The organism is Halothermothrix orenii H 168, from assembly GCF_000020485.1.
GTDB lineage: Bacteria > Bacillota > Halanaerobiia > Halanaerobiales > Halothermotrichaceae > Halothermothrix > Halothermothrix orenii.
Genome location: NC_011899.1, coordinates 1370054 through 1390618, shown reverse-complemented (window position 1 = coordinate 1390618; position 20565 = coordinate 1370054). Strand labels below are relative to the sequence as shown.

19 protein-coding genes are annotated in these 20565 nt (G+C 36.8%); 16 read left to right on the top strand and 3 right to left on the bottom strand.

The window, feature by feature from the left end; translation table 11 throughout:
• The first annotated feature begins 33 nt into the window (after nucleotides 1–33).
• The 4 genes from HORE_RS06755 to HORE_RS06740 all read left to right on the top strand — a co-directional run bounded on the left by HORE_RS06755 (nucleotide 34) and on the right by HORE_RS06740 (nucleotide 5643).
• Complete coding sequence (locus tag HORE_RS06755) at nucleotides 34–1176, top strand: uroporphyrinogen decarboxylase family protein (protein WP_012636229.1); 1143 nt, start codon at nucleotides 34–36, stop codon at nucleotides 1174–1176.
• 283 nt (nucleotides 1177–1459) lie between these two features.
• The gene (locus HORE_RS06750; RefSeq protein WP_012636228.1) at nucleotides 1460–2395 is read left to right on the top strand and encodes a DMT family transporter; all 936 of its coding nucleotides are present in this window, start codon (nucleotides 1460–1462) and stop codon (nucleotides 2393–2395) included.
• Between the two features lie 181 nt (nucleotides 2396–2576).
• The gene (locus HORE_RS06745) at nucleotides 2577–3314 is read left to right on the top strand and encodes a helix-hairpin-helix domain-containing protein (RefSeq protein WP_012636227.1); all 738 of its coding nucleotides are present in this window, start codon (nucleotides 2577–2579) and stop codon (nucleotides 3312–3314) included.
• 1 nt (nucleotide 3315) lies between these two features.
• A complete protein-coding gene (locus HORE_RS06740; RefSeq protein ID WP_012636226.1) occupies nucleotides 3316–5643 on the top strand; it encodes a DNA internalization-related competence protein ComEC/Rec2 in 2328 nt (775 codons plus the stop codon).
• Between the two features lie 117 nt (nucleotides 5644–5760).
• Here the strand turns inward: HORE_RS06740 and HORE_RS06735 are convergent, their stop codons facing one another.
• Together HORE_RS06735 and HORE_RS06730 are read right to left on the bottom strand one after the other, a co-directional pair.
• Entirely contained in the window at nucleotides 5761–5997 is a 237-nt protein-coding gene (locus tag HORE_RS06735; RefSeq protein ID WP_012636225.1) for an alpha/beta-type small acid-soluble spore protein, read from the bottom strand.
• A 120-nt stretch (nucleotides 5998–6117) separates the two neighbouring features.
• Entirely contained in the window at nucleotides 6118–6366 is a 249-nt protein-coding gene (locus HORE_RS06730; protein ID WP_050748614.1) for a small, acid-soluble spore protein, alpha/beta type, read from the bottom strand.
• Between the two features lie 173 nt (nucleotides 6367–6539).
• On the opposite strand from HORE_RS06730, the gene holA reads away from it, so the two are divergent.
• Nucleotides 6540–7553 carry a DNA polymerase III subunit delta gene (holA, locus tag HORE_RS06725; RefSeq protein ID WP_012636223.1) on the top strand — a complete coding sequence of 338 codons (1014 nt, stop codon included), beginning with the start codon at nucleotides 6540–6542 and terminating at the stop codon, nucleotides 7551–7553.
• Between the two features lie 124 nt (nucleotides 7554–7677).
• Here the strand turns inward: holA and rpsT are convergent, their stop codons facing one another.
• Nucleotides 7678–7941, bottom strand: a complete 264-nt coding sequence (gene rpsT, locus HORE_RS06720; RefSeq protein WP_012636222.1) for a 30S ribosomal protein S20 — start codon at nucleotides 7939–7941, stop codon at nucleotides 7678–7680.
• A 191-nt stretch (nucleotides 7942–8132) separates the two neighbouring features.
• On the opposite strand from rpsT, the gene HORE_RS06715 reads away from it, so the two are divergent.
• The 11 genes from HORE_RS06715 to HORE_RS06665 all read left to right on the top strand — a co-directional run bounded on the left by HORE_RS06715 (nucleotide 8133) and on the right by HORE_RS06665 (nucleotide 20565).
• Nucleotides 8133–8468 (top strand): phage holin family protein, encoded by a 336-nt coding sequence (locus HORE_RS06715; RefSeq protein WP_012636221.1) that lies wholly within the window; start codon nucleotides 8133–8135, stop codon nucleotides 8466–8468.
• A gap of 13 nt (nucleotides 8469–8481) precedes the next feature.
• Nucleotides 8482–9495, top strand: coding sequence for a GPR endopeptidase (gpr, locus tag HORE_RS06710; protein WP_012636220.1), 1014 nt, complete (start codon nucleotides 8482–8484; stop codon nucleotides 9493–9495).
• Between the two features lie 273 nt (nucleotides 9496–9768).
• Complete coding sequence (gene spoIIP / locus HORE_RS12455; protein WP_012636219.1) at nucleotides 9769–10830, top strand: stage II sporulation protein P; 1062 nt, start codon at nucleotides 9769–9771, stop codon at nucleotides 10828–10830.
• A 73-nt stretch (nucleotides 10831–10903) separates the two neighbouring features.
• Complete coding sequence (lepA, locus tag HORE_RS06700; RefSeq protein ID WP_012636218.1) at nucleotides 10904–12691, top strand: translation elongation factor 4; 1788 nt, start codon at nucleotides 10904–10906, stop codon at nucleotides 12689–12691.
• On the top strand, nucleotides 12684–13841 hold the full coding sequence (gene hemW / locus HORE_RS06695; protein WP_012636217.1) for a radical SAM family heme chaperone HemW: 1158 nt from the start codon (nucleotides 12684–12686) through the stop codon (nucleotides 13839–13841). Before lepA ends, hemW begins: the two co-directional genes overlap by 8 nt.
• A gap of 88 nt (nucleotides 13842–13929) precedes the next feature.
• The gene (gene hrcA, locus HORE_RS06690; RefSeq protein ID WP_012636216.1) at nucleotides 13930–14973 is read left to right on the top strand and encodes a heat-inducible transcriptional repressor HrcA; all 1044 of its coding nucleotides are present in this window, start codon (nucleotides 13930–13932) and stop codon (nucleotides 14971–14973) included.
• A gap of 6 nt (nucleotides 14974–14979) precedes the next feature.
• Nucleotides 14980–15675 (top strand): nucleotide exchange factor GrpE, encoded by a 696-nt coding sequence (gene grpE / locus HORE_RS06685; RefSeq protein ID WP_012636215.1) that lies wholly within the window; start codon nucleotides 14980–14982, stop codon nucleotides 15673–15675.
• Between the two features lie 37 nt (nucleotides 15676–15712).
• On the top strand, nucleotides 15713–17566 hold the full coding sequence (dnaK, locus tag HORE_RS06680; RefSeq protein WP_012636214.1) for a molecular chaperone DnaK: 1854 nt from the start codon (nucleotides 15713–15715) through the stop codon (nucleotides 17564–17566).
• Between the two features lie 243 nt (nucleotides 17567–17809).
• The gene (gene dnaJ / locus HORE_RS06675) at nucleotides 17810–18937 is read left to right on the top strand and encodes a molecular chaperone DnaJ (protein ID WP_012636213.1); all 1128 of its coding nucleotides are present in this window, start codon (nucleotides 17810–17812) and stop codon (nucleotides 18935–18937) included.
• Nucleotides 18938–19807, top strand: coding sequence for a 50S ribosomal protein L11 methyltransferase (prmA, locus tag HORE_RS06670; RefSeq protein WP_012636212.1), 870 nt, complete (start codon nucleotides 18938–18940; stop codon nucleotides 19805–19807). It begins immediately after the preceding gene.
• Entirely contained in the window at nucleotides 19777–20565 is a 789-nt protein-coding gene (locus HORE_RS06665; RefSeq protein WP_143710040.1) for a 16S rRNA (uracil(1498)-N(3))-methyltransferase, read from the top strand. Before prmA ends, HORE_RS06665 begins: the two co-directional genes overlap by 31 nt.

The window sequence follows — 20565 nt, the reverse complement described above, 5'->3', positions numbered from 1 at the left end:
GAATGTTCGCGCGAAAACAAGGAGGTATTTAAAATGGGGATGACATCACGGGAAAGAATTATGGCTGTTTTAAGGGGTAAGGAACCTGATAGAATTCCATGGTCTCCACTGGTAGGCCGTTATTATGTAAATTCTTTAGAAGAACAGGGGATTAAGCTTGAAGATATTGCTCCCCGGGAAATGGCAAAAACACCGGCTTTGAAAAGAGATGTTAATCTTTATGAAGTTGAAGTGGTAAGGCATATTGGTGCTGATATCATGTACAGACATGTAAATTCTTATAAACTACATTATAAAAATTGTAAGCTCATAAATGAAACCAGAAATGGAGTAAGGTATGAAGGTTTTGAAACCCCGGTTGGCAAAATATATTCAGAGCATAAAAAGAGTGGAGGAACGGAGTTTATCTCTAAACACCTGTTAGAAAATAAAAAAGATATAGAGGTTTTAACATATGTTTTTAGAAATGCAGTTGTAGAACCGGATTACCAGGATTTTTATGAATTTGATGAACATATCGGAGATGATGGTATTGCCACCCTCACTGGCCCCTTGACTCCAATTCAGTTGATGCTTCAGTTTTATGTAGGTGTTGCCAACACAACCTATTTTTTAATGGATTATAAGGATGAGATGGAAAATTTATTTAGTGAAATTCATAATTTGAATAGAGATATTTACAGGGTGATGGCAGAATCTCCTGCTGAAGTAATTATAACCTATGAAGATACCTCAACCACTGTTTTAAGTCCTGCCTGGTATGAACAGTATTGCAAAAAAGAGCTGGATGAGTATGCAGATATTATTCATGATTATAATAAAATATTTATTACCCATATGTGTGGTAAGTTATCACTACTGACAGATACACTGGCTGAAGGAAAGATGGATGGTATCGATTCTGTATGTCCTCCAACCACCGGAGATCTGGAACCCGGTGATGCCCTTGAAGAGACAGGGAAAATAATTATAGGTGGACTTGAACCTGCTGCCCTGGTTAGAATGAATGTTGAAGAGACGAGGGAATATACTCTGGAAAAGTTAAAACAGGTAGGAACCGGCCGTAATTTTATTTTATCAACCGGTGATTCTACTGCTTATGGAACACCCTTAGAAAATTTAAAAGCCATTACCAGGGTAATAAAAGAATATGGACAATTTCCATTAAATTTATAATTAACTCTAAAAGTCTTTTATATAATATATATAAATTAACATACTATAAGAATTCACATAAGGTAAAAGTTTAATCAGTAAGATAAACCCTTCCCCTTCCGGGAAGGGTTTTTTAATAACGGCAGGAGTAAAAGCTTATCTTACAGGTGGGAGTGAGTATATTTACCGATTTAGTCTTGAAAGTTGCCAATATTTTTGTATAATTAGATGGTGGACTATTTGTTTGATTTATATAAAAAAATTTATGGTTGATTAAAAAGTCAGGAAATTAAGGATGGTTTAAATGAGAGAAGAAAATATATTTACCGGAAAATATTCTGTACCATTTCTGGCCACACTGGCCTGTATATTGTGGGGAACTGCTTTTCCTTTCCTTAAAATAAGCTATCAGGAACTGGGAATTGGAAAAAATGACTATCTTTTAAAAATCCTGTTTGCTTCATATAGATTCTTGATGGCAGCAGTGATTCTTTTGATCTGGAGGGTTATAAAAACCCGGAAGAGTATCAGTCATGACATAACTACCCTGGGGAAAAAAAGTATTATTAAGTTGCTTTTACTGGGATTTATCCAGACTACTCTACAGTATTTCTTTTTTTATAATGGTCTTGCCAATACAACCGGTGTTAAGGCTTCAATTTTGAATACACTGGGGATTTTTTTAACAGTTGTATTATCACATTTTATATTTTATTATGATAAATTAAATTTACAGAAATCCCTGGGGTTAGTATTGGGATTTTCAGGAGTAGTTTTAGTAAACCTTTCTAGAGGGGAGTTTAGTTTTTCTTTTAATTTTTTAGGTGAAGGGTTTATTATTATGGCAGCCATTACTTCTGCTCTATCTAATTTATTGGTTAAAAAGATTTCATTGAAGATAGAACCCACAATAATTACTGCTTATCAAATGCTGATGGGGGCCTTGATTTTATTTTTAATTGCTGTAACAGGGGTCAGTCCTTTAAGTCTTAACATGTCTCTCAAAGCTTTATTAATATTAATTTATTTATCATTTGTATCAGCAGCTGGTTTTGGCCTGTGGTATTCACTAATTAAATATAATAAACTCGGTTATATTTCTATCTATAGATTTGTAATTCCGGTAAGTGGTGTCTTTTTTTCTACCCTGCTATTAAATGAAGGTATAACCGGGTATATTTTTACTGCTCTTGTTTTTGTTTCGACAGGGATAGTTTTAATAAATTATAAACGGACATAAATATGATTTTTAAAAAAGAACATTGTTGTTTTGATAACCCTATTCTATTCAGAATAGGGTTTTTTTGTATTTTTAAATCTAAAAATATAAAAAAATTACTATAAATTGTATAAAAATAAAGGATAATAGAAATAAATGGTTAATTATTAAGTATAATCCCTGATAAAGAAAGGTGATTTTAATGTCAAAATTAAAAAAAGAGCAACTTCTTATAGTGTTATTTATATTGTTAACAATTATAATTGGTACAGGAATTTTAATTTACCAAAATACTACTGATTCTGTAATAATAGCTAAATTAGATGATGAATTAACTTCTGAAAAGCAATCACTGGCTGATGGAAAAGATATAAAGGTTTCTACAGAAGAGGATGCAGAAAAAGAAAATAACGAAACTCTTGAGAAAGAAAAGAAAAAAATTATTGTTCATGTGGCCGGGGAAGTTAAAAACCCGGGGGTATATAAATTACCAGAGGATGCAAGGGTAATTGACGCTGTAAACGCAGCTGGTGGGACTACAGATGAGGCTGACCGGCATGCTGTAAATCTTGCTGCCCCTATTTATGATGGTGAAAAAATAGTCATACCGGCCAAAATTAAGTCAAACAAGGGTGAAGACCCTGCTTTATTAAATGACATTACAGGGAGTAAACCAGTCAGCGTATCCCGGAGCAGGGAAGAAGTCAATAAAAATAATGAGTTATTGATTACTGATAAATATCCTGAAAAAATTAATTTAAACCGGTCAAGTCAGGAACAATTACAAAAACTACCAGGAATAGGTCCCAGTAAGGCCAGGAGTATAGTAAAATACCGGGAAGAAAACGGCTTTTTTACAGATAAGGCACAACTACTTAATGTTTCCGGGATTGGGGAGAAGACTTATGAAAAATTAAAAGATAAAGTGAGTTTAAGATGAGATGAAATCAAGACCCCTTTTCTGGACGGCTTTATTTTTAATAATGGGAATCACCCTGGGTTATTTTATTAATATTAATATATATATTTTAATTGTTTTATTAGTATTTTTTATAACATGTGGAACTTTCTGCTGGCTTAAAAATTATGAAAAATATAGTCGAGTGGTTATAGTAATAACTGTTATATTAACAGGTTTATTTTTAGTTGAATTTGAAGAAGCTAAATATAACAGTAAATGGTCGATAGCTGACTGGAATGGAAATGGTGAAAAAGTGGTACTCGGTGAAGTAGTATTAGATTTAGCTGCTCTGGAGGGCAATAAAATATATTTGAAACCTCTTTATGTTAATGGCCACCGGGTTAAATATGGATTGATTCAGCTGGACCAGCGGTATATAAAAGAAGATTTGGTAAATGGAGATATAGTAAGAGTATACCTGGTATTACAGACCCCCTACAGGCAAACTAACCCGGGATCCTTTTCCCAGTATAAATACTTATTTAAAAAAGGCGTCTTCAGCAAAGGTTATGTTACTGGTCCTGTAAGTAAAACCTATTTTAAAAAACACCCTGTTAAAAAAATAATTATATCCCTTAAACGACAGTTAATTAAAAATATAGATTCTAATCTGATTTCCCCGTATAATGAGGTTATTAAGGCTTTGACTCTGGGGGAGAAAAGCAATTTGCCCCGGGAGTGGGACCGCTGGTTTAGCCAGGCCGGTGCCAATCACCTTCTGGCTATCTCGGGTTTACATGTTGGATTTATTGTAATTATGCTTTTAACGATTGTAAAGATTTTTAAATTACCGACAGGATGGCAAAATTTTTTTATCACGCTTTTTTTAGTTATATATATAATCATGACCGGTTTCAGGAGTTCTGTATTCAGGGCCGGGATACTATCGTTGGTGTTTTTGTGGGCACCATATTTCAATAGGGAAGCTGATTTTTTCAATACCCTGGGACTGGCAGCTATACTTAATCTGGTTATAAATCCCCTGTCATTATTTATGGTTGGTTTTCAGTTAACTTACCTTGTTTTAATATTTATTATATTATGGAGTGGAATTTTAAAAAAATATTTAGGCAATATTGTTGCAGTTTCCGGGGCTGCTTTACTGGGTTCATCACCCATTATAAGTTATTATTTTAATATTATTACCCCGATAGGTATTTTAACAAATATATGGGCTATTCCGCTGGCCGGCCTTGTTGTCAGTATGAGCATGATAGGCTTAATCCTGGGCCTGGTTCATCCGGTCTTTAGCTTGGTAATTTTTCGTTTGTTTGTATACTATCTCTTAAGGTTACTGGGGACCGGTATGAAATTTATGGCCCTGTTACCTTTTGATATTGAAGTACCTCAACCACCATTGTTTATTTTACTGGCTATATATTCAGTACTGATTTACTTACCATTTTTGTTAAAAACCAGGTATATTCCATATAATATTAAAAGGCAAAAAATGAAGTTGAAATGGGCAGGTGTCCTGGTTACCTGTTTAATAGTTATGATGGTATTAATGGGTATTTTTCCGTCACAGCTTGAAATAATATTTTTTGATGTAGGTCAGGGGGATGCAATAATAATTAACCTGCCAGATGGGCACCACATTATGGTGGATGGAGGAGGGTGGTTAACAAAATCTTCAACCCGGGCAGATAAGGTTTTATTACCTTACTTAAGGGACAGGGGAATAAAAAAGATAGATATAGTATTCATAACCCATTTTGATGCTGACCACGCCCTGGGGGTATTAACCATTCTCAAAAACCGTGAGGTTGGTTTGTTGTGTATTCCTGAGGTAGATAAAAACTCTACCCTTTGTCAAAAGATATTAGCGGTGGCATTTAAAAAAGATATTCCGGTTCATATAGTTAAAAAAGGTGATTATTTTAAATCCGGTTCAGTTTTTTTAAAAATATTTAATTCAGGAACAAAAGGTAGTTTATATAGTAGAAATGATAATTCTATAGTACTTAAATTAAGTTACGGAAAATTTGACCTCCTTTTAACTGGAGATGCCGGGAAAAAGGTTGAATATAATCTTATGAGGTCAGGTCAATTATTAAAAAGTGAAGTATTGAAACTTGCCCATCATGGGAGTGAAGATTCTTCAAGTTCCCTTTTTCTTAAAAAAGTTTTGCCTGAAGATGTTATTATATCAGTAGGTCCAAATAAATATGGTCACCCTTCACCATCTGTATTAAATCGTGTTCAAAATATCAGGGCCAGGGTGTGGAGGACGGACAAGCAGGGAGCAATAGTTATTAATACAAATGGCAGGGAATATGAAATAAAAAGTTTTTTACAGCAAAATTAAAATGAGCGGGATTCAATCCCGCTCATTTTAGGGTCGACTTACTTTACAGTATTAAAAGGAGATGATTTTTATAATTCCAGGATAATTAAACCAGAAACGTAAGAAATTATATTAAAATTAATACTGTTGGTTCTGGTTACCTGTACCGGCTAAAGAATTTTCATAAGCTTCAACCATTTTCCTTACCATATGACCACCGAGAGCACCGGTGTCACGGGTAGTCATTTCACCATAATAACCGCTCTGTGGAATCTGAATACCCAGTTCCTGAGCTACTTCATACTTAAATTTTTCCATGGCCTGAGCAGCCAGAGGGTTAATCAGAGTATTATTTCTTTGTCCAGTTCCTGCCATCAATTCTCACCTCCTTTCAGTGTATTACTATTATGCGATTTAGGGAGGGAGGTTATACTAGAATTATATGGGAGTTATTAGAGAGGCGGGATTTAAAAAATCCCGCCTGATCTATATTATCTACTTGCCAGGTCCCCGCCTTGCCATTTTGTCCTCGGCCATCTGAATCATCTTACGGACCATATTACCACCGATTTTACCAACTTCTCTGGTGGTCATATTTTCCCAACCCTGTCTTTGAATTTTATTTATAAGTCCTAATTCATCAGCGGTTTCATATTTAAACCTGTCAAGGGAATCAGCGGCCCGTGGATTTAGAATATGGTTATTACGTCTGGCCAATTTGACACCTCCTGACAAGTAGTTCATTAATTATAATTTGCAGCAGGATTAAATTTTATGTTACTATATTTATGGTAAATTAAAAAACAATGATTTTATATTTTTTGTTCTAACTTAGTGATTTTTAATAATTCAGGAACTTTTATAATTTCCTGTCGTAAAATTGGGTGACGATTATTAAAAAAAGCAGGTGAATAAGAATGGGTCAATTAGAGAAAATATTAAAGGGAGCCAAAAAAAATTTAAAACCGGTATATCTTATTTACGGTGAAGATAAATATTTAAGGGAACAATTTATTGATAAATTTATTGATAAGTTTGTAAAACAGGAAGTCAGGGATTTTAACCTAACTTTTATTAATGACGGGGAAGATAATTTTGTTGATAGTTTAATTGCAAAAGTAAAAACGTTACCTGTTATGTCTGACAGGAGGTATGTTGTTGCCCGGTGTAAAGATTATTTTACCGGTAAAAATGGTAATGATAATAAATTAGCAAAATTATTTGATGATTTTCCAGAGACGACCATTCTCTTAATAGTAGTTGAAGGTCAGATAGATAAACGGTTAAAACCTGCCAAGAAAATTAAAGAGGTTGGTGAGATAATAAATTTAAAGGCACCCAGGTATAGGCAGCTTGATAACTGGATTATATCTAAATTTAAAAATCATGGAAAAAAGGTAAATAGATCAGTGGTTCAGTTGCTTGAAGAGATGTTCAGTAATAACCTTGAACAACTGGAAAATGAAATTGAAAAAGTTTCTATCTATACAGGAGATAAAGATTTAATTTCTCTTGAAGATATTCAAAAGATAATTAGCCGGGACCGGTATATAGAGGATAATATGATTTTTAAACTGGTCGATGCTCTTAGTGAAAGGAATGAAGGGCAGGCTATTATTTTGCTCAATGACATGATGAAGGAAGGTGAAGCACCATTAAGGATCCTGGCCATGGTGGTAAGACAGGTCAGGTTGTTATTATCAGTTAAGGAGCTAAAGAATGAAGGTAAATCACCGGATCAGATAGCAAAAATATTGGGGGAACACCCATACCCGGTAAAAAAGTGTTACCGCCAGTGTGATAATTTTAGTGAAGAAGAACTGGAAATAATGCTCGAAAAATTCCTTAAAGCTAATTATGAAATAGTGACCGGAAAATATAAAGATAGTCGGTTTTCCCTTGAACTGGCCATGATAAGTTCGATTAATTAATAATATAAAAATTATATATTAAACGTCAAAAATGTAATAAAAATGTAATATAAATTAAAAATGCCAAGGAAATTTAAATCTTTCCTTGACACTGGGATGTTAAATATATTTTAATTTTAACTTATTAAGCAATTTTATTAAACTGTCTGGTAAGCTGGCTCTTTTTACGGGCCGCTTTATTTTTATGAATAATTCCTTTACCGGCTGATTTATCTAGTATTTTACTGGCTTCACGGAGTTTGGCTTCTGCCTCTTCAACATTTCCTTCTTCAACGACCTTTTCAAACTCTTTAATTGCCTGCTTTATTTTTTCTTTCCATTCCCGGTTATAAGCAGTTCTCTTTTCAGTAATTCTTACCCTCTTTTTTGCAGATTTGATAATTGGCATCTTAAAACTTTCACCTCCTTGATTTTTACCAGATTTATTTCTATATACTTATAAGTAACCCTACTTGTTTACAGCATTTCAATTTTACCATGACTTTTTCTAAAATGCAAGGTAAAGCCTTTAAAAATTTGCATATTAATTAGTTTTTAGGGTTATTATATTACTGGCTAATAAAATCAGGAGGTGAGATCATGACAAACTGGGTTGGTGCCATAATTAGATTTATTGTTTCAGCACTTGTTTTACTGGCAGTTGGTTATTTTGTTCCCGGTTTTACGATGGTAGGCTTTGTAAATGCCCTGATTGCTGCAGTAGTAATTGCTGTCCTCGGTTATGTGGTTGAAGCTTTAATGGGAGACAGAATATCCCCTCAGAACAGGGGTATAATAGGATTTATTACAGCAGCTGTAGTAATATATGCCAGTCAATTTCTAGTGGAAGGATTAAGCGTATCCATCTGGGGAGCATTACTGGCATCCCTGGTTATCGGGTTAATTGATGCTTTTGTCCCCACTGAATTAAGATAAGGAGAGTCCTACAATGAAACCATATTTTAATAGTAACCCTTATAATAATGTAGAAGTGTATACAGACCTGGCGGTAGAAGCACATAATTTAGCTGTTAAAAGGACCGGGGGAGAGGTTCCTGGGGTCAGTGTTAGGGAGGAAATAGTTGAGAATGCTAAAATAACACGAATAGAGGTTTTAAATCAGCAGGGAGCAGAAGCCATTAATAAACCTGTTGGTACATATATTACCATAGAATCACAGGATTTGAGGGGTCAAAACAGGCTTGCCCATGATAAGCTAACAGATATATTTGCCACAGAACTGGGGAATCTTATCAATTTTGACGCCATAAGACCCCATCCCAATCTGGAGCCTACCATTTTTGTAGTTGGGCTTGGAAACTGGAATGCTACCCCGGATGCTCTGGGGCCCCATGCCCTGAATTATTTGATGGTAACCAGACATCTCTACCAACAGGCTCCTCCAGAATTGAGAAAAGGATTAAGACCAGTCTGTGCACTGGCTCCCGGTGTACTGGGATTAACCGGTGTCCAGACAGCTGAGATAATAAAAGGTGTTGTCCAGCTGGTAAACCCTGATCTTATTATAGCCATTGATTCCCTGGCAGCCAGGAGTACAGACCGGCTGGCCCGGACCATTCAAATAAGTAATACAGGAATATCACCAGGGTCTGGCCTCGGGAAAAAGAGACTGGCAATAAATCAGGAGACAATGAACATACCTGTAATCGCAATCGGGGTACCTACAGTGGTAAATGCAATAACTATTGTAAATGATGCTATGGAACAGCTAATACAGGGTGAATTATTTTCGCCTACCGAACGGGAAAGGTTTCGCCATATTGAGGAAGCTGAGAAAAAAAGGTTAATGGCAAATATTCTAAGCCCCTATATGGGTGATTTAATTATGTCTCCTAAAGGTATAGATGAGTTAATCAAGGATGTTGGCCGAATAATTGGGGGAGGGGTTAATGTAGCCCTTCATCCTGATATTACTCCAGAAAATCTATCATTATATTTATAAATAAAAAATAATATTTATAGATAAAAATAAATTTTGCTTATTTATATATTGAGAGTATAATGTTATAACCGGACACTGGCCTGGTTTAAATTTTTACATTATATTTTAGAATTACAGTTTATATAAATGTAATGTCTGCCTTTGTAATGTGGGCCGGAGTCCGGTTAAACTAATTATTAATTTAAATAATTATTATAACAATTTGGGGACAGGTAAAGGTTATTCGTTCTATAGCTATCCTTCCTCTCATATATTTTTATGGGAGGAATTATAATGTCTATTAATAAAGCCAAATATGTGGTAATTATAATTATTCTGGTCCTGGCATGGTTAAATATCATGAAATACCGGACTACTGGTAATGAAGCAATACCGGTCTGGTCGAGTTTTGATAAAAAATACTATAGACAGGTTAATATGGGAACCCTGGATAAAATTAAAAAAACCCTGCAACCCGATAATTTAATATATCAGCTAACCGGGATCCGCATTAAGGCCCCTATTACCTACCTGAAACGGGAAATACCTTTATTAAGTTATTACACCCCTGCCACGTTGAGACAACCTTCCAGGAAGGTTTATGAACCTGCAGAAGATAAAAGTAAAAAAAGTAGTGTTATCAGGTTAAAATTTGATTTGCGTGAAAGTAAACAAAGGGAAGCAGATAATATTAAAAAAGCGGTAGAACGTCCTCTGGTTGTGATATACCATACCCATACTTCAGAAACCTATATAGATGATCCCCGACCCCAGGATAACAACGGACATGTTCTGCCGGGTCAAATCGGGAATATAGGGAGGGTTGGAGCCGAGCTTGCCCGGATCCTTTCAGAACAACATAATATAAGGGTTATACATACAACCAGGGTACATGATGAAAGTTATGCCCGGGCCTATTATAAATCACGACAAACCCTTAAAAATATTTTAAAAAAGTACGAAGGAGTTGACCTGGTACTTGATATTCACCGGGATGGAGTTGAAGATATTAAAGAAGGGGTATATACTACCACCCTTAATGGAAAAAAAGTTGCCAGAATAATGATAGTGGTGACAAACGGTAAATTTGATTTTGCCAGATTGAATCTTAAAGAGCATCATCAGAACTGGAAGAAAAACCTTGAGTTTGCTCAAAAAATGTCAGGCAAAATTGAGGAAATGTATCCTGGGCTCCTCAAAAGACTGGAGATTAGAGATACCACCTATAATCAGGACCTTCATCCCAGGGCTCTATTACTGGAAATAGGTGATTACAATAATACAACCACAGAGGCCATAAATTCGGTAAGGTTACTGGCTGATGTAATTTCTTCTTTACTGTATAAAAGGGATTGATTTCCTTGATAATTAATGATTACGGTGTTATAATGGTGTGAGAATTAGTCAGAGTAGAGGAGGTCCAACCCAGGTGGATACCAGTCATATTCGTAACTTTTGTATAATAGCTCATATTGATCATGGCAAGTCAACCCTGGCTGACCGGCTGCTTGAATATACGGGAACAATAAGTGACCGTGAAATGCAGGATCAGGTTCTTGACAAGATGGACCTGGAAAGGGAGAGGGGAATAACCATTAAAGCTCAGGCCGTCAGGTTGAATTATAAGGGTTATGAACTAAATTTAATAGATACACCAGGCCATGTTGATTTTACCTATGAAGTATCGAGGAGTCTGGCAGCATGTGAGGGAGCCCTTCTGGTGGTAGATGCCTCACAGGGGGTTGAAGCCCAGACCCTGGCCAATATTTATCTTGCCCTTGAACATGATCTGGAAATAATACCTGTCATTAATAAAATAGATTTACCCAGTGCTGATCCAGAACGGGTTAAGGAACAGCTAATTGAAATTGGTCTTGAAGTAGATAATGTTATTCTTACCAGTGCCAAAGAAGGGACAGGGATTCAAGATGTCCTTGATGCTATAGTAGAATTGGTTCCTCCTCCCGAAAATACAGTTAACAGACCTTTGAGAGCCCTTGTTTTTGATTCTTTTTATGATTCTTACCAGGGCGTAGTCGCCTATGTCAGGATAGTGAATGGGGAAATAAGTCCAGGAGATAAAATAATGATGATGTCAAACCAGAAAACCTATGAAGTTGATGAACTGGGTATATTTGTTCCTGATATGAAAACAGTTAATAAATTGAGGGCCGGGGATGTTGGTTATGTAATTGCCGGTATAAAAGATGTTAAAAACTGTAGGGTCGGGGATACCATAACCCTGAGTAATAAACCGGCTGAGTCGCCATTACCAGGGTATAAAAAAGTAAAACCAATGGTTTTCAGTGGTCTTTATCCGACAGATAGTAATGATTATGAGCTGTTGAAGGATGCTCTGGAAAAACTTCAGCTCAATGATGCCTCTTTGAGTTTTGAACCGGAAACATCAGAGGCCCTGGGTTTTGGTTTTAGATGTGGCTTTTTAGGCCTTCTTCATATGGAAATAATTCAGGAAAGGCTGGAAAGGGAGTATGGTCTTAATCTGGTGGTTACTGCTCCCAGTGTTAATTACCGGATAAATACGGTTGATGGGGAGAAGCTGGAAATAGAAAATCCTGCTGAATTTCCGGAACAACAACAAATAGAGAGTATTGAAGAACCCTTTGTCAGGGCTGAGATTTACCTTCCTGAAGAATTTGTCGGACAGGCCATGGAGTTATGTCAGGATAACCGTGGTGAATTTAAGGATATGCAGTATGTGGATAGAGACAGGGTTTCTCTGATATATGAAATACCCCTGAGTGAATTGATTACAGATTTCTTTAATCAGCTAAAATCTAAAACAAGGGGATATGCAACCCTGGATTATGAATTTAAAGGTTATAAGGAATCCAATCTGGTTAAACTTGATATTCTTATTAATGGGGAAGTTGTGGATGCCCTTTCCTGTATAGTACATCGGGACAGTGCTGAAGCAAGAGGGCGTTCCCTTATACGAAAACTTAAAAAACTTATTCCGAGACAGATGTTTGAAGTACCCATTCAGGCTGCCATCGGGAATAAAATAATAGCCAGGGTAAATATAAAAGCCTTAAGGAAAAATGTACTGCAGAAGTGCTATGGAGGGGATGTTACCAGGAAAAGGAAGCTCCTGGAAAAGCAAAAAGAGGGTAAAAAACGGATGAAAAAGGTAGGTAAAGTTGAGATTCCCCAGAAAGCTTTTATGGCAGTATTAGAGAGGAACGATGATGATTAAATTAAAAGAATATGACAGGCCCTTTGGCCTATATATTCATTTCCCATTTTGCCTGCGTAAGTGTAGTTATTGTGATTTTTACTCAATAAAATACACCCAGGAGTTTGCCAATAAATATGTTGAGTCTCTCCTAAAGGAAATTAAAATCTACAGCAAAAAGATACCTACCAAAAAAATAAAGACCATTTATCTGGGCGGGGGTACCCCTGGCCTTTTTACTTATAACCAGCTTTACAGGATATTTGATTTTATTTTTAATAATTTTTCTGTATCTGAAGAAGGTGAAATTACCCTGGAAGCCAATCCTGGCTCCCTGACTTTAGAAAAAATAAAGTATTTTAAAAAGCTGGGTATTAATCGTCTGAGCCTTGGGGTCCAGAGTTTTGTGGAAGATGAACTCAAATTACTGGGCAGATTCCATAGTTCTAAGAAGGCCCGGGAGGTTCTGCTTTTAATAAACAGGGTTTTTGATAATTATAATACTGATTTAATCTTTGCCATACCTGGTCAGAGTATGGATAACTGGGAATATTCTTTGAAACAGATCCTGGAATTGAAACCACCCCATCTTTCCCTTTACAATCTTCAACTAGAAAAAGGAACTCTTCTTTATAAAAAGGTTAAAAAGGGAGAAATTAAACCGGTCTCAGATGAAGTTGATGCCCGGATGTACTTAAAAGCGAAAAAGCAGCTGGGTAAAGCAGGTTACCTTCATTATGAAATATCTAATTTTGCCAGACCGGGTTTTGAATCGAGACATAATATTCTCTACTGGAAGTATGAACCTTACCTGGGGCTGGGACCGGCTGCCCATAGTTTTACCGGTAAAACCAGGTTTAATAATTATTCTAATCTCACCCCTTATATCAAACACCTTGAAAATGGGGTGCTGCCTGTAGACAATACTGTAAGACTTGATAGAGAAGAAATGATGTCAGAGTATATCATTCTTGGTCTCCGGCTGCGGAAAGGTATCTCTTTTAAGGAGTTTAAGGAATGCTTTGGTGTTGATTTAAAGGAAATTTATTATAATAAAATTACAGAACTAATTGAAAAGGATTTAATCCATATAAAAGGAGATAGGATACAGCTAACAGAAAAGGGTCTGTTGCTGGGAAATCAGGTATTTGTAGAGTTTTTGCCGGCTTAAAATATTTGACAAAAAAAAATTAATATGTTATTTTAGTATTAGCTATTAGCACTCTGTAGGGTTGAGTGCTAAATAAGGGGTGAACAGGATGGTTGACTTTATTGATGATAGGAAAAGAAAGATATTAAAGGCCATCGTTCAGGAGCATATCCTGACTGCCGAACCGATCGGTTCCCGGACCCTGGCAAAAAACTATGAGTTTGGTGTTAGTTCAGCAACTATTAGAAATGAAATGTCTGATCTTGAGGATATGGGATATCTGGAGCAGCCATATACTTCTGCCGGTAGGGTTCCTTCAGATAAGGGTTACCGTTATTATGTTGATTCCCTGATGGAAACCCGGGACTATCCTGAACAAGAAATTAGAAAAATGTTAGGGGAGTTTACTTTTGAACAGAATGTCCAGACTATAATGTCCAATCTGGCCCGGATGCTTTCCAGGTTAACGAGATATACTGCTGTTATCAGTGAACCTCAACTAAAAAAAAGCAGGATAAGGGAAATTAAATTATTAAAGGTTTCCCGTAAAAATTTACTTATAGTTTTAGTGACAGATACCGGAATAGTGAATAATAAAATAATAAGTCTTACTAAAGAAATATCTTCCAAACAATTAAGATACCTTAATGAGTTTTTTTCCCGAAAACTACAGAAAAGAGAGCTGAATACACTAGACGAAGGTTTTTTGAGTAAAATTGAAGAAGAATTACTGAACAGGTTAAAGATGTCTGAACGTATAATAAAATTAATATTTGATGAAATGCTAAAAGTTGCTAAACCGGCTGAACTCAAGGTTCATCTCGGGGGAACTTCATATATTTTGGAACAGCCAGAATTTAACAATCTTGAGAATCTAAAAAAGGTTTTAAATATACTTGACCATGAAGAAATACTTGGTAAATTACTTAATAGTTTTTCTGATAATGAATTAAAAGTTGTAATTGGACATGAAAACCAGCTGGAAGAAATGCATAAATGCAGTATTGTTATAGCTACCTATTGTATAGGTGATAAACCGCTGGGCAAACTGGGGGTAATTGGTCCTACAAGGATGCATTATCCCATGGTAGTTTCTACAGTAAATTCACTTTCAAAAATTGTTGGCAAAATAATATCTAGAATGGATGGGTGATGTGTCATGGAAAAAGAAAAGCATGTAAGTTCTAATGAAGAATTTAACGAAAAGGAAGAAAAAAATAACGTTGAAACAGTGAGAAATAATGAAAATAATGATCAAGAAGTTGAAAATAATGATGAATCTATTCAGATCGATAACAAATCACAGGATAGGACAAATAATAAAGAAGACAATGGGGACAATAAACAGGAACAGGAAGATAAGAACGGCTCAGATGAAGATATAAAACACCTTAAAGAGCGGGTTAAAGAGCTCGAAACGGAAGTAGACGAATTGACTGAAGAAAAGAATAACATATTTAATAAACTTCAGAGGTTGCAGGCAGATTTTATTAATTACCGGAAAAGAACTAATAAAGAAAAGGGGAAGATTGGTATCAGGGCTAAAATTGAATTGATTGAAAAAATTTTGCCCGTTGTTGATAATTTTGAACGGGCTTTAAATTCTGCCCCTGATGAGGATGAATTTAAACAGGGGGTTGATATGATTTACCGGCAGCTAATGGATACCTTAAAAAAAGAAGGGGTTGAAGTTATACCGGCTGTTGGTGAACCCTTTGACCATAACCTTCATGAAGCTATAATGCAGGTTGAAGATTCAAAGTATGAATCCGGTACTGTAGTAGAGGAATTACAAAAAGGCTACATACTTGAAGATAAAGTAATCAGGCCTGCTATGGTTAAAGTTGCTAAATAATCTATAAGTTAAAAAGGAAAGATAAGGGGGAATTGAAATGGGTAAAATTATAGGTATTGACTTAGGGACAACTAACTCATGTGTAGCCGTTCTCGAAGGTGGAGAACCAACGGTTATTCCAAATGCAGAAGGTAACCGCACTACACCTTCGGTTGTTGCTTATACTAAAAAAGGGGAGCGTATTGTCGGAGAACCTGCTAAAAGGCAGGCTATTACCAATCCAGATCAGACCATCAGGTCTATAAAGAGGCATATGGGTACTGACCATAAGGTTACCCTTAATGATAAGGAATATACTCCCCAGGAAATTTCTGCAATGATTTTACAGAAGTTAAAAAGAGATGCTGAAGAATACCTCGGTGAAGAAGTTAATGAGGCAGTTATTACTGTACCAGCTTATTTTACAGATAGTCAACGCCAGGCAACAAAGGATGCCGGTCGTATTGCCGGTCTTGAGGTTAAAAGAATTATCAATGAACCTACTGCAGCAGCCCTGGCTTATGGATTGGATAAAGAGGGAGATAAAACCATTCTTGTTTTTGACCTGGGTGGTGGTACCTTTGATGTTTCTTTACTTGAAATTGGAGATGGCGTTTTTGAGGTTGTAGCCACCAGTGGTAACAACCACCTGGGTGGGGATGATTTCGATAAAAGGATAATAGATTATCTGGCCGAAAACTTTAAAAAAGAATATGGTGTTGACCTCAGGGATGACAGAATGGCTCTTCAGAGGCTTAAAGATGCCGCTGAAAAGGCTAAAAAAGAGCTTTCCTCTGTAAAGACTACCAATATAAACTTACCTTTTATTACCCAGACAGAAGATGGGCCCAAACACCTGGATATTGATTTGACACGGGCCAAATTTAATGAGTTGACAGAAGACCTGGTAGAAAAGACCATGGGTCCTACCCGTCAGGCCCTGAAAGATGCAGGTTTAGAACCTGGCGACATTGATGAAGTTATACTGGTAGGTGGTTCTACCAGGATTCCGGCCGTCCAGGAGGCTGTTAAGGATTTTATCGGTAAAGCCCCTCATAAGGGTATCAACCCTGATGAGGTTGTTGCTATGGGAGCAGCCATTCAGGCAGGTGTACTGGCGGGAGATGTTGATGATATAGTTCTCCTGGATGTAACACCACTTTCCCTTGGTATCGAGACACTGGGTGGAGTATTTACAAAGTTAATTGAGAGGAATACAACCATCCCTACTTCAAAGAAGAAAGTCTTTACTACAGCAGCTGATAATCAAACAAGTGTTGATATCCATGTATTACAGGGTGAAAGAAAACTGGCTAAAGATAATGTTACCCTGGGTCGTTTCCAGTTAACCGGTATTCCACCTGCTCCGAGAGGAGTTCCTCAAATTGAAGTCAAGTTTGATATTGATGCCAATGGTATAGTCCATGTATCTGCTAAAGACCTGGGTACAGGCAAAAAACAGCAGATTACCATAAAATCTTCCAGTGGCTTATCTGAAGACGAAATCGAAAAAATGGTAAACGATGCCAGAAAACATGAGGAAGAAGATAAAAAACGTCTCGAGGAAATTGAGGCCAGAAACGAAGCAGATAGTCTGGTTTATCAGACTGAAAAGACACTTAAAGAATCCGGTGACAAGGTCAGTAAGGATGTAAAAGATAAGGTTGAAAAAGCCAAAGATGAATTGAAAAAAGCCCTTGAGGGTGATGATGTGGACCAGATTAAAGAAAAGACTGAAGCCCTCAAGAATGAGTTAACCGAATTAAGTTCCCAGTTATATGCTCAGGCACAGCAACAGGCCCAGCAACAGGCCCAGGGGCAGCAGGGAGCCCAGACCGATAACCAGACAGGACAAAACGATGGGAAGACCATTGATGTTGACTATGAAGAGGTAGATGATGACGACAAATGATAAATAAAGCTTTTATGATGAGGAAAAGAATAAAGTTATTCCGAGGAAAGAAGGGGACCACTCCCCCTTCTTTTCTCATATTGGGTAGAAAATTGTTTTCAGGGGAAAAATGAATGATTAACGTGTTTTTTGATACAGCATAAAATAAAAAAGGGTTTTAAAACATATTAAGTAGTGGTAAAATGGTAAAGGACTGATATATTAATCTACAGGTGAAAAAGGCAATAAAAAGGTGGTGGTTAGGTGGCAACCAGTAAAGATTATTATGAAATTCTGGGAGTCAGCAGAGATGCCGATCAAAAAGAAATTAAAAAAGCATATCGCCGTTTGGCCAGAAAATACCATCCTGATATAAATAAAGATGACCCTGATGCTGAAGAGAAGTTTAAAGAGATTTCAGAGGCATATGAGATTCTCAGTGATCCGGATAAAAGGGCTCGATATGATCAGTATGGCCATGCCGGTATCAATGAAGAAGATTTTAACTTTGAAGATTTTGCGCAGAGGGGTTTTGGTGGCTTTGATGATATATTTGATATGTTTTTCGGTGGTGGTATGGGTCGTCGCCGCAGGGGCCCACGGCCCGGTGCTGACCTCCAGTACAGGATGAAAATACCCTTTGAAGACGCTGCATTCGGGACTACTAAAAAGATTACAATACCCCGGACTGAAACATGTGATACCTGTAATGGTACCGGAGCAAAGCCCGGTACCAGTCCTAAAACATGTCCCCAGTGTAATGGGAGTGGACAGGTTAGATACACCCAGAGGACTCCGTTTGGACAATTTGCCCAGACCAGAACCTGTGACCGCTGTGGAGGTCGGGGTACTATAATTGATGATCCCTGTCCTACCTGCCAGGGTAGTGGTAAGGTTAGGAAACAGCGGAAGATTACGGTTAAAATACCACCGGGTGTAGATACTGGAACCAGGCTCCGGATGCCCAATGAAGGTGAAGCCGGTGATAAAGGTGCTCCCAATGGTGATTTATATATTATAATAGAGGTTGAACCCCATGATATATTTGAGCGAAAAGATGACGACATATATTGTGAAGTACCTATTAGTTTTGTGCAGGCAGCCCTGGGTGATAAAATTGAAGTTCCTACTCTTGAGGGTAAGGTTAAATTTACTATTCCTGAAGGAACCCAGCCTGATACTGTTTTCCGCCTGAAAAACAAGGGAATTCCCCACCTTAATGGAAGGGGAAGAGGAGATGAATTTATAAAGGTTAGAGTAGTTATTCCTGAAAAGATGAATGATGAGCAAAAGGAACTTTTAAGGAAATTTGCCGAAATTAGTGGAGATGAAATAAATCCAGAACAAAAAAGCTTTATAAAAAAAGTTAAAGATGCCTTTGGAGTGGGATAAATGGACTGGAAAAAAGTAACAGCAAAAGTAAATATATTAGCAGAAGAAGCTGTTAGTAATATCATGATTGAACTCGGGGCCCGTGGAGTTGAGTTAGACCAGAGTGGAAAAACAAGCCGGGTTTCGGCATATTACCCTGATGATAATAATCTCTCAGATTTATTGAATTTATTGAGGGAAAGGGTAATTAATTTAAAGGATTTTGGATTTGATATCGGTGATTGTGAAATTATAACTGATACAGTCAAAGATGAAGACTGGGCTACTTCCTGGCACAAATATTTTAAACCCATTCCGGTTGGTGACAGGTTTATTGTCTGTCCGAGCTGGGAGAATTGTCGGGATAATACCAGAAAGATCATTGAAATAGACCCCGGGATGGCATTTGGTACGGGAAATCATGAAACTACCAGAATGTGTGTTAAATTAATAGAAAAGTATACCAGTACCTATAACATTAAAAATATGCTGGATGTAGGTTGTGGCACCGGTATTCTGTCAATAGTGGGGGCTATGCTGGATGTTAAGGAAGTTGTAGGAATCGACCGGGATAGGGCTGCTATAAAAGCAGCCCGGGAGAATGCCAGAATTAATGGAGTAGAAGATTTTGTTAATTTTGTTCTTCAGGATGCCTCAGATAAAGTTACAGGTAATTATTCCCTGGTAGTTGCCAATCTTCTTCCTCATATTATTTATAAGGTATTACCCAATCTTATTTCCGTTGTTCAAAATAATGGGTTTTTAATTCTGTCTGGCATTATTGAAGAAGAAACAGAGGGAATTGCTACGGTTTTAGTAAATTCCGGGTTTAACCTGCTAGAAGAAGTAAAACTCAACGAATGGGTAAGTCTGGTTGCCAGAAAGGATTGAGCTGTTTTATGCACCGTTTTTTTGTATCTGAAGAACAAATACGGGATGATCTGGTAATAATAAAAGGGAATGATTATAACCATATTGTTAATTCTTTACGGCTGAATCCGGGTGATAAACTCATTGTCTGCCCCGGAAACTGTCGGGATTATGTTGCTACTATTGAGGAGATAAAGGAAAACCAGATAACCGGGAAAATAATTAAAGAATATAAAAACAGGAATGAACCGTCATTAAATATTACCCTGGCCCAGGCTCTTCCTAAAAAAAGAAAAATGGATTTAGTTATCCAGAAGGCAACTGAAATCGGGGTTCGTAGTATTATCCCCCTTAAAACAACAAGGACTATAGTTAGATTAAATAAAAAAAAAGAACGAAAGAAAACCGATAGATGGCAAAAGATTGCTAAAGAAGCTGCCAAACAGTCGGGGCGGGGAAGGATACCCACAGTTGAAAGGGTATATAGTCTCAAAGAGTTAACGCAATTTAAATCTAATTTTGATCTTATAATAATTCCCTGGGAAGAGGAACAGGGTAAAAACTTAAAAAACGTTTTATCAACAGTAAATGTCAGTGAAATCAGTAAGATATTAGTGATAATCGGTCCTGAAGGGGGCTTTCCCCCGGAGGAAATTAAGTTTATTGAACAACTTGGGGGAATTCCTATAACTTTAGGACCACGTATCTTGAGGACTGAAACTGCTGGACTGGTGGTATTGACCATGCTATTATATGAATCAGGTGATTTAGGGGGCTGA

Excerpts from the sequence above, each read along its gene's own strand:
- HORE_RS06755 (WP_012636229.1), top strand. The coding sequence starts at position 34 with ATGGGGATGACATCACGGGAAAGAATTATGGCTGTTTTAAGGGGTAAG.
- HORE_RS06750 (WP_012636228.1), top strand. The coding sequence starts at position 1,460 with ATGAGAGAAGAAAATATATTTACCGGAAAATATTCTGTACCATTTCTG.
- HORE_RS06745 (WP_012636227.1), top strand. The coding sequence starts at position 2,577 with ATGTCAAAATTAAAAAAAGAGCAACTTCTTATAGTGTTATTTATATTG.
- HORE_RS06740 (WP_012636226.1), top strand. The coding sequence starts at position 3,316 with ATGAAATCAAGACCCCTTTTCTGGACGGCTTTATTTTTAATAATGGGA.
- HORE_RS06735 (WP_012636225.1), bottom strand. The coding sequence starts at position 5,997 with ATGGCAGGAACTGGACAAAGAAATAATACTCTGATTAACCCTCTGGCT.
- HORE_RS06730 (WP_050748614.1), bottom strand. The coding sequence starts at position 6,366 with ATGAACTACTTGTCAGGAGGTGTCAAATTGGCCAGACGTAATAACCAT.
- holA (WP_012636223.1), top strand. The coding sequence starts at position 6,540 with ATGGGTCAATTAGAGAAAATATTAAAGGGAGCCAAAAAAAATTTAAAA.
- rpsT (WP_012636222.1), bottom strand. The coding sequence starts at position 7,941 with ATGCCAATTATCAAATCTGCAAAAAAGAGGGTAAGAATTACTGAAAAG.
- HORE_RS06715 (WP_012636221.1), top strand. The coding sequence starts at position 8,133 with ATGACAAACTGGGTTGGTGCCATAATTAGATTTATTGTTTCAGCACTT.
- gpr (WP_012636220.1), top strand. The coding sequence starts at position 8,482 with ATGAAACCATATTTTAATAGTAACCCTTATAATAATGTAGAAGTGTAT.
- spoIIP (WP_012636219.1), top strand. The coding sequence starts at position 9,769 with ATGTCTATTAATAAAGCCAAATATGTGGTAATTATAATTATTCTGGTC.
- hemW (WP_012636217.1), top strand. The coding sequence starts at position 12,684 with ATGATTAAATTAAAAGAATATGACAGGCCCTTTGGCCTATATATTCAT.
- hrcA (WP_012636216.1), top strand. The coding sequence starts at position 13,930 with ATGGTTGACTTTATTGATGATAGGAAAAGAAAGATATTAAAGGCCATC.
- grpE (WP_012636215.1), top strand. The coding sequence starts at position 14,980 with ATGGAAAAAGAAAAGCATGTAAGTTCTAATGAAGAATTTAACGAAAAG.
- dnaK (WP_012636214.1), top strand. The coding sequence starts at position 15,713 with ATGGGTAAAATTATAGGTATTGACTTAGGGACAACTAACTCATGTGTA.
- prmA (WP_012636212.1), top strand. The coding sequence starts at position 18,938 with ATGGACTGGAAAAAAGTAACAGCAAAAGTAAATATATTAGCAGAAGAA.
- HORE_RS06665 (WP_143710040.1), top strand. The coding sequence starts at position 19,777 with ATGGGTAAGTCTGGTTGCCAGAAAGGATTGAGCTGTTTTATGCACCGT.